Genomic DNA, 8,574 nt, shown 5'->3' with positions numbered 1-8,574 from the left:
GGTCAAGCGCCCCTATGTGGCCTTCGGTGCGTTCAACGCACCGAAGGGCCCCTTGGGTGCGTTGAGCGCAACCAAGGCCACATTGGGGCGCTCTGGCTACCGCGCGACCGCCTGCCAGCGCTGGTTCGCCCCGTTCGTCGGCCGGTACAGGCCGATGCGGGCGCCGTCTTCCCGGGACTCGCCGGTGACGTCCAGCAGCTGCCCGTCCGCGGCGTTGACGAACGTCCACGTCCCGTCGCCCGTCGTCGACACCGTCCACTGCGCCGCCGCGCCCGAGGCTCCCCGGGGGGCCAGCGTCACCGCGCCGCCGCTCGTGCTGAGCACCTGGCCCGTCGCCGCCGAAGCGATCGTGAACCGGTCGCGGTTGCCGTAGCGGCCCGTGCGGTCGGTCAGCGTCCAGCGCTGCGCGGCCGCCGACGCGTCCGTCGTGCGCTGGACCAGTGCGCCGTTCTCCGCGGACAGGGACTTGCCGCTCTGGACGCCGGTGAACGTGAACGGCTCGCCCGAGCCCAGTCCCGTCCCCGCGGCCGTCGACGAGACGCCGTCGACCAGGAACGTCGTCACCGACCGCGCCGGGACCCGCAGCGTCGCGTGGGCCGAGGTCACCCGGACCGCCTTGCCGCGGCGAAGGGCACCGGTGACGTCGGTGACGACCGGCGTCACCGAGGCGCCGGGCCGGACGCACCCGAACCCGGACAGGTCCAGCGTGACGTCCTGCTCCGCCGTGCCCGAGTTGACGTGGACCACCGAAGACAGGTCGTCCCCGCGCATCGCGGCCGTCGAGGCGGTGTCGTCCGACGCGATCAGCCGGTCACCCGGCCGGATGTAGTGGGTGAAGTTCCGCATGGTGTCGAACTTCGTGTTCGTCCGGATAGGACAGTCCGAAGTGGTGCAATCGAACGGGACCTGGATCTCGCCCCAGTTCATCCCGGCCGCGCTCTCCCCGCCGGGCTTCATGTTGTCGTAGTCCTCGATCGGCTGCCAGCTCACCCACGCGCTCGGTTCGAGCAGGCGCAGGTCGTCGGTGATCTGGCCGGCCAGCCCGAGCCCCGGGTCCATGCTGGTGAAGTCCTGCCGGTCGAGCCAGCTGCCGCCGACCTCGCTCATCCACAGCGGCTTCGACGCGCCCTTCGCGATGTCCCGCGGGATCGGCCGATTGCCGGTGCCATAGGTGTGCACGTTCAGCCGTCCCGCCGCCGCGCGCGCCGGAGAAGACCAGCCGTTCCAGTCGGCGGCGAAGATGTCCGGGTTGGTTTCGTCCGGTGCGGAGACCACCTTTCCCGGCAGCGCCGCGGCCATCGCCGGGATCAGCTGCGACTGCATCGACGGCCCGATGTGCGCGCCTTCCTGCCGCCCGCCGGTCGGGTTGCCGTCGGCGCCGAGGGTTGTCTTCCAGTAGTTCGTGTTGGGCTCGTTCAGCGGGTCGACCGACGAGAACTTGATGCCGTGCGCGCGTTCCAGAGTCCGCACCACCTGCGCCAGGTACGCGGTGAAGGCACCGATCTTGTCCGGCCGCAGCTGCTCGTCGGTGGCGGCGAAGCCGCCGGAGACGTACCCCGACACGGTCTGGAAGTACGGCGGCGAGTTGCTGAACGCCTCCCACTTGGTGACGCGCTTCTTGATGCGATCCACCCACCAGCGCTGGTTCGGGTCGGCGGCGGCGTCGAACTCGGCGGGATCGCCGGGCGTCCACCAGTCCTTGTCGGCGCGGGTCGTCCCGGCCGGTGCCTTCCACCAGCCCGGCACCGCGCCGCCCGGACGCAGGTACGCCGGGACGTCCGGGGCGTTGCCGCCGCCGACGTTGAAGCGGGCGATGTTGAGGTTCAGCCCGTCGGCACCGAAGACCAGGTCGGCCAGCTTGTTCCGGACCGGGTCGGGGTAGCCGCCGGTCGCCTCGGCCATCCACGCCAGGCTCGAGCCCCAGCCTTCGAACGGCTGCTGCCGGTAGGCCGGGTCGGGTTTCACGGTCACGGTCGTCGCCGCGGCCGCCGGTGCCGCCAGCAGCCCGGCCGCGACAAGAGGTGCACAAAGGACGGTGAGCATTCGTTTCATCGTCGAACTGCCCTTCGTTCCGGTGGGGACTTTCTCAGGCCTCGGTGTGTCCCAGCAGCGGCCGCGGCACGAACCGGGCCGCCGGGTCGAGCATCGTGTCCAGTTCGAGCACGACGAGTTCGTTGGCGCCCGCGCGGACCACCGGGCTCGGCACGTACAACGTCCGCTGCGGCCCGCGCCGCCAGTACCGGCCGAGCGGAAACCCGTTGAGCCACGCGAGACCCTTGCCCCACTCCCCGGTGTCGAGGAACAGATCGGCGGACGCCTCGATCTCGAACGACGCGCGCAGCAGCACCGGCCCGGCCACCGGGCCGTCCACTGTGGACGTATCCACCGGCTCGGGCAGCGCGGTCAGGTCCAGGGGCAGCACGTCCCAGCCGGCCAGCGGCTCGCCGTGCAGCGACGCGCCGCCGATGATGCCCTTCGCCTCGCCGATCCGCGGGCCGTAGTCGACGCGGCCCTGGTCCTCGACCAGCACCAGCAGCTCGCCGCTCGCGCGCGGGAGCGCGATCGCGCGGTCGTGGTGCTCCCGCAGCAGCGTGCCGGCCGCCTCGCCGTCGAAGAACACCGTCGCGCGGTCGCGGACCTCGCCGAACGTCAGGATCCCCGGCCGGTCACCGGTGACGCGGGTGCGCAGCAGCGCGAGGCGCGGCATCGGCGTCAGGTCGTCGAACGCGGGCAGCTCCTCGTGGAACTCCCAGGTGCCCCACCGTTCTGGCGCGTCGAGCAACCGGACGGGGTCGCGCAGCACCGACTCGAAAACCGGCGCGGGCCGCGCCGGCGGCGGAACCGTGTCCGGCACCTTGTGGTAGCGGGCGATGACGTCGCGGAAGGCGTGGTACTTCGGCGTCGGGTCGCCGGCTTCGTCCAGCGGCGCGTCGTAGTCGTAGGACGTGACGATCGGCTGGTAGACGCCCTTGTCGTTCGCGCCGCTGGTGAACCCGAAGTTGGTACCGCCGTGGAACATGTAGAGGTTGACCGACGCGCCCGCGGCCAGCAGCGCGTCGAGCTCGGCCGCCGAGTCCGCGGCCGGCGTCGTGTGGTGGTGCGCGCCCCAGTTGTCGAACCAGCCGTTCCAGAACTCGCTGCACATCAGCGGCCCGGTGGGCTGGTGCGCGCGCAGGATCGCGAGCCGCGCCTCGGCGCCCGAGCCGAACGACGCCGTGCGGTGCAGCCCGTCGAGGCTGCCCGCCTCAAGCATCTCCGGGGTCGGCTGGTCCACTGTGGTCAGTGGCACGGTGATCCCGCACGATCGCGTGTGCTCGGCGAGCGCCCGCAGATAGCGCTTGTCGTCACCGAACGCGCCGTACTCGTTCTCGATCTGGACCAGCAGCACCGGCCCGTCGCGGTCGACCTGGTGCGGGACGACGACTTCGTAGACCCGCGCGAGGTATTCGCGCACCGCATCGAGATAACGAGGCTCGTACCGGCGGACCCCGACCGACGGGTCGCGGAACAGCCACGCCGGCAGGCCGCCGTTGTCCCACTCCGCGCAGATGTACGGGCCGGGCCGCACGATCGCGTACATCCCGGCGTCGGCGACGAGCCGCAGGAACCGGTCGAGGTCGAGCCCGCCGGAGAGGTCGAACGTGCCCGGCGAAGGGGAGTGCGCGTTCCACGGGACGTACGTCTCGATGGTGTTCAGACCCATCCGCCGGGCCTTGTCGATCCGGTCGGCCCACAAGTCGGGGTGCACGCGGAAGTAGTGCAGGGCCCCGGAAAGGATCCGGAACGGCCGGCCGTCGAGCAGGAAGTCGGTCTCCCCGATCACGAACTCAGGCATGGCCGCCCGCCTCCGGGCACAGCTGGAGCACGGTCCAGGACAAGGGTGGCAGTGTCACGGTGATGGTCGTCCCCCCGGGGTCGGACGTCACGGCGGTGCCGGGCAGGGGCACCGGCCGGACCGGTTGTGCATCGGCGGTGTTGACGGCGTGGCGCGTCTCGCCGTCGGGTGTGGTCAGCGTTTCGGCGGCGTACACGCCGTATCGCGCGCCGCGCAGGCGCAAGCGCACCTCGGTCGGCGACGCCGTGGCCCGGTTGGTGAGGAACACCGCGCCGCGCCCGCAGTCCCCGGCCGTGGCGGCGACGTCGACGAGGTCGACCTCGCCGTGCTGCGCGGTGCGCAGGCGCTCGCCCTCGACATTCAGGCGCAGGCTCACCCCGCTCGCCAGCGCGGCCACCTGCCGGAACGGGTGGAACGTCGGCTGCCGCCACGCCGGGCCGCCGGGCTCGGTGCGGATCGGCGCGATGACGTTCACCAGCTGCGCCTGGTTGGCCATGGTGACGCGGTCGACGTTGCGCAGCAGCGAACTGAGCAGCGAGCCGACGACCACCGCGTCGGTGACGGTGTAGGTGTCCTCGATGATCCGCGGGTGCTCGCGCCAGCCGCCCTCGGCGAGCCGCGCCTGGTCGACCTCGTTCCAGCGGCGCAGGTCCCAGACGTTCCACTCGTCGACGCTGATCCCGATCTTCTTGTCCAGGCCCAGCTCGGCCAGCGTCTCGTCGATGATCCCCGCCGTCGTGGCGATGTAGCGGTCCAGCGCGGCCCCGCTGGCGAGGTAGCTGTCGGTGTCGCCGTGCAGCTCCTGGTAATAGGCGTGCAGCGAGATGTGGTCGACCAGCTCCGCCGTGTGGCGCAGCACCGTGCGCTCCCAGTCGCCGAACGTCGGCATGTCCGCGTGCGAGCTGCCCGCGACGACGAGCTCGACGCCCGGGTCGATCATCCGCATGACCCGCGCGGTTTCCGCCGCCAAGCGCCCGTACTCGTCGGCGGTCTTGTGACCGATCTGCCACGGGCCGTCCATCTCGTTGCCCAGGCACCACAGCTTGAAGCCGAACGGACGGTCGGCGCCGTTCGCGCGCCGCCGCTCGCTCAGTTCCGTGCCACCCGCGTGGTTGCAGTACTCCAAGACGTCGGCGGCCTCCTGGATGCCGCGGGTGCCGAGGTTGACGGCGTACATCACCTCGGCACCCGCGGCTTCGGCCCACGCGGCGAATTCGTGCAGGCCGAAGCGGTTGGATTCCACGCTGTGCCAGGCCGGGTCGAGCCGGACCGGCCGGTCCGGGCCGACGCCGTCTTCCCAGCGGTAGCCGGAGACGAAGTTGCCGCCGGGGTAGCGGATCACGGTCGGCCCGAGTTCCCGAACCAGCTCCAGGACGTCGCCGCGGAAGCCTCGATCGTCCGAAGTGGAGTGTCCGGGCTCGGAGATCCCGGTGTACACGGCCCGGCCCATGTGCTCGACGAACGAGCCGAACAGGCGACGCGGGACCGGGCCGATGGCCTGACCCGCGTCACCTTCGATGTGGACGCTCATCCGGCGCTGACGGTGAAGCCCTGCTGGTTGCCGTAGTCGACGAGCGCCTGTTGCCACGCTGCCAGCCCGGCGTCGAGCGGGGTGCCGTTCAGGTACGCCTTGCCGGCGGTGTCGCTGAAGACGCTGTTGGCGTAGGTCTGGTACGGCAGGTAGGTCCAGCCCTTGGCGACGTCCTTCGACGCCTGGGTCAGCACCTGGTTGATCTTCTGCCCGCCGAAGTACGGCACGGCCTCGTCGACGAACGCGGGCGAGGTCAGGTCGGCCGTGGTGGACGGGAAGCCGCCGCTCTTGATGAACGGCTGGACGCCGTTGCCGTGGTTGAGCCAGCGCACGAACGCCGCGGCCAGCGCCGGGTTGGCGCTCTGCTTGACCACCGACTGGGCGCTGCCGCCGTTCTCCGCGGTCACCGGCTGCCCGTCGTAGGTCGGCATCGGCGCCACCGCCCACTTCCCGCTGCCGCCGGTCACCGAGGACATGAAGTTGCCGGGCATCCAGGCACCGGTGACCAGGGTCGCGATGGTGCCGTCACCCAGGGCGCGGAACCAGTCGTCGGACCACTCCTTGATCGGGGCGAACTGCTTGCCCTGGATCAGCTGGTCCCACATCGCGGTCCACTTCTTGGTGCCCGCGTCGCCGAAGTCGATCTTCACGTTCCGGCCGTCGACGGTGAACGGGCGCCCGCCCGCCTGCCAGATCATGCTCAGCACGGCCCCGGGGTCGCCGGTGTCCGAGGTGATGTACTTGGCCGGGTCGGCGGCGTGCAGCTTCTTCGCCGCGGCGACGTACTCTTCCCACGTCTTCGGCACGGCGATGGCGTTCTTGTCGAAGACTTCCTTGTTGTAGAACAGGGCCATCGGCCCGGAGTCCTGCGGCAGGCCGTAGAGCCCGTTGTTGTTCTTCACCTGAGCCCAGGTCGAGGCGCTGTAGTCCTTTTCGAACGAGCCGAAGCCGTATTGGTCCAGGTTGGCCAGTGAGTCGGTCAGCGCGAACTGCGGCAGCGCGTAGTACTCGATCTGCGCGACGTCCGGCGCGCCGTTGCCGGCCTTGATCGCGTTCTGCAGCTTGGTGTACTCGTCCTTGTTCGTCCCGGCGTTGACGTAGTTCACCTTGACGTTCGGGTATTCCTTCTCGAACGCCGCGACCTGGTCCTTCGCCGACGGGGTCCAGCTCCAGTAGGTGATCGTGCCGCCCGCCTTGAGCGCGGCGTCGACGGAGTCCTGGGTGCCGGTGGCGGCGGCGGGTCCGGAGGAGCTCCCGGACGAGCAGCCGACCGCGAGGGCGGCGGCGAGCGCCACGGCGGCGAACGCCTTGGCGCGACTGCGGATGCGTGACATCGAGTGTCCCTTCACGACGGTGTGACGGCTCATTGCTTGACGCTCCCCGCGCTCAGCCCCGATTGCCAGAACCGTTGCATGAGCAGGAAAGCGATGACGAGGGGGATGATGGTGAGCAGCGACCCGGTGAGCACCAGGTTGAAGATCGGCTGGGCGCCGGCGCCGTTCGCCTGCGCGCTCCACTGGTTGAGCCCGACGGTCAGCGGGTACCACTTCGGCTCGCTGAGCATGATCAGCGGGAGGAAGTAGTTGTTCCAGGTCTGCACCATCGTGAACAGCGCGACCGTGACGATCCCGGGCACGAGCTGGCGCAGCGTCACGGTGAGGAAGATCCGGAGCTCGCCCGCCCCGTCGATCCGCGCCGCTTCCATCAGCTCGTCCGGGATGGCGTCGGCGGCGTAGACCCAGATCAGGTAGAGGCCGAACGGGCTGATCAGCGACGGGATGATGACGGCCAGGGGCGTGTTCGTCAGCCCGAGCTTGCTGAACATCAAGAAGGTCGGCACGGCGAGCGCCGTCGTGGGCACGGCCACGGCGCCGAGGACGATCGCGAACACCGCCCGGCGACCGGGGAAGCGGTACTTGGCCAGGCCGTAGCCGGCCGCCGTGGCGAGGAGCGTCGCGCCGCCGGCGCCGACCACGACGTACAGCAGGGTGTTCCCCAGCCAGCGGAAGAAGATCCCGTTGTTGTAGGTGAACGTCCGGCCGATGTTGTCGAAGAGGGCGAACGGGCCGCCGAAGGACAGGCCCGACGTCGAGAACAGCGCCGACTGGGTCTTGGACGCGTTGATCACCAGCCACACCAGCGGAACCAGGGTGTAGACCAGGTACAGCGCCATGACGGCGGTGAGCGTGCGCGACTTGCGGGGCCGCGTCACCGAGAGCGTGGCCACGTCACATCCCCTTCCGGGAACCGCGCAGCTGCACGACGTAGGCGATGACCGCGGTGATCACGCCCATCACGATCGCGACCGTGGCGGAGTAGTTGTACTGCTGGCCGGCGAAGGAGAGGTTGTAGGCGTACATGTTGGGCGTGTAGAAGGTGCCGATGATGTTCGGCACCAGGTTGCGCATGATGTTCGGCTCGTTGAACAGCTGGAAGCTGCCGATGATCGAGAAGATCGTGGCGATCACGATGGCCCCGCGGATCGCGGGGAGCTTGACGGACCGGATGACGCGGAACGTGCCGGCGCCGTCGATCGCGGCCGCTTCGAACAGCTCCGTGGGGATCACCTTCAGCGCGGAGTAGAAGATCAGCATGTTGTAGCCGACGAACTCCCAGGTCACGACGTTGCCGATCGAGGTGAGCAGCCAGTTCTGCGACAGCGGCTTCACCGCGTCGGTGCCGAGCAGGTGGTTCAGGTCGGCGGCCAGTCCGAAGTGGTCGCCGTAGATGAAGCCCCACATCAGCGTGGCGACCACGGCGGGCACCGCGTACGGCAGGAAGATCACGATCCGGAAGAACCCGGCGGCGTGCAGCCGGGCGCTGTCGATCGCCAGCGCCGCGACCAGCGCGAGCAGCAGCATGATCGGCACCTGCACGGCGAGGAACACCAGGACCCGCTGGAAGGACTCCCAGAACTTCGGGTCGCCGAGCACCTGCACGTAGTTGTCGGCGCCGACGAACACCGTGCCGCCGAAGAAGGCCTGGTCGCGGTAGAGGCTGAGGACGAACGCGTACACGACCGGCGCGATGAACGTCAGCGCGAACACCAGCATGAAGGGGGCGACGAAGAGCCAGCCCCGCCACTTCCGCCGCGGCCGGCGGGCCGTCGGCGTGGGGCGAGCGGGCACCGGGACGGGCGGAGCCGCGGTGGACGTCATCGTCTTCTCCGGTGTTGCAGATGTTTACGTCAACATGGACGGTCGGAGGG

General features: G+C 69.9%; 6 protein-coding genes. All 6 read right to left on the bottom strand.

What is annotated here, in order from left to right; all coding sequences use genetic code 11:
- Window positions 1-96: 96 nt before the first annotated feature.
- Genes AB0N03_RS02665 through AB0N03_RS02640 form a run of 6 tightly spaced genes read right to left on the bottom strand, consistent with a single transcriptional unit; the run spans window position 97 to window position 8,524 of the window.
- Window positions 97-2,052, bottom strand: a complete 1,956-nt coding sequence (locus tag AB0N03_RS02665; RefSeq protein ID WP_364364210.1) for an RICIN domain-containing protein — start codon at window positions 2,050-2,052, stop codon at window positions 97-99.
- A 34-nt stretch (window positions 2,053-2,086) separates the two neighbouring features.
- Window positions 2,087-3,835 carry a beta-galactosidase gene (locus AB0N03_RS02660; protein ID WP_364364207.1) on the bottom strand — a complete coding sequence of 583 codons (1,749 nt, stop codon included), beginning with the start codon at window positions 3,833-3,835 and terminating at the stop codon, window positions 2,087-2,089.
- Window positions 3,828-5,366: an alpha-L-arabinofuranosidase C-terminal domain-containing protein gene (locus AB0N03_RS02655; RefSeq protein WP_364364204.1), complete on the bottom strand. Its 1,539-nt coding sequence runs from the start codon at window positions 5,364-5,366 to the stop codon at window positions 3,828-3,830. Before AB0N03_RS02655 ends, AB0N03_RS02660 begins: the two co-directional genes overlap by 8 nt.
- A complete protein-coding gene (locus tag AB0N03_RS02650; protein WP_364364201.1) occupies window positions 5,363-6,700 on the bottom strand; it encodes a sugar ABC transporter substrate-binding protein in 1,338 nt (445 codons plus the stop codon). The genes AB0N03_RS02655 and AB0N03_RS02650 overlap by 4 nt, the downstream gene beginning before the upstream one ends.
- A 29-nt stretch (window positions 6,701-6,729) precedes the next feature.
- A complete protein-coding gene (locus tag AB0N03_RS02645) occupies window positions 6,730-7,593 on the bottom strand; it encodes a carbohydrate ABC transporter permease (protein WP_364364198.1) in 864 nt (287 codons plus the stop codon).
- 1 nt (window position 7,594) lies between these two features.
- On the bottom strand, window positions 7,595-8,524 hold the full coding sequence (locus AB0N03_RS02640) for a sugar ABC transporter permease (RefSeq protein ID WP_364364195.1): 930 nt from the start codon (window positions 8,522-8,524) through the stop codon (window positions 7,595-7,597).
- Window positions 8,525-8,574: the final 50 nt, after the last annotated feature.

The sequence above is a fragment of the Amycolatopsis sp. NPDC051061 genome (assembly GCF_040682935.1).
In the GTDB taxonomy this organism is placed as follows: domain Bacteria; phylum Actinomycetota; class Actinomycetes; order Mycobacteriales; family Pseudonocardiaceae; genus Amycolatopsis.
Note: the sequence above shows the minus strand (reverse complement) of the source record. Positions and strands in the feature narration are given on the sequence as shown.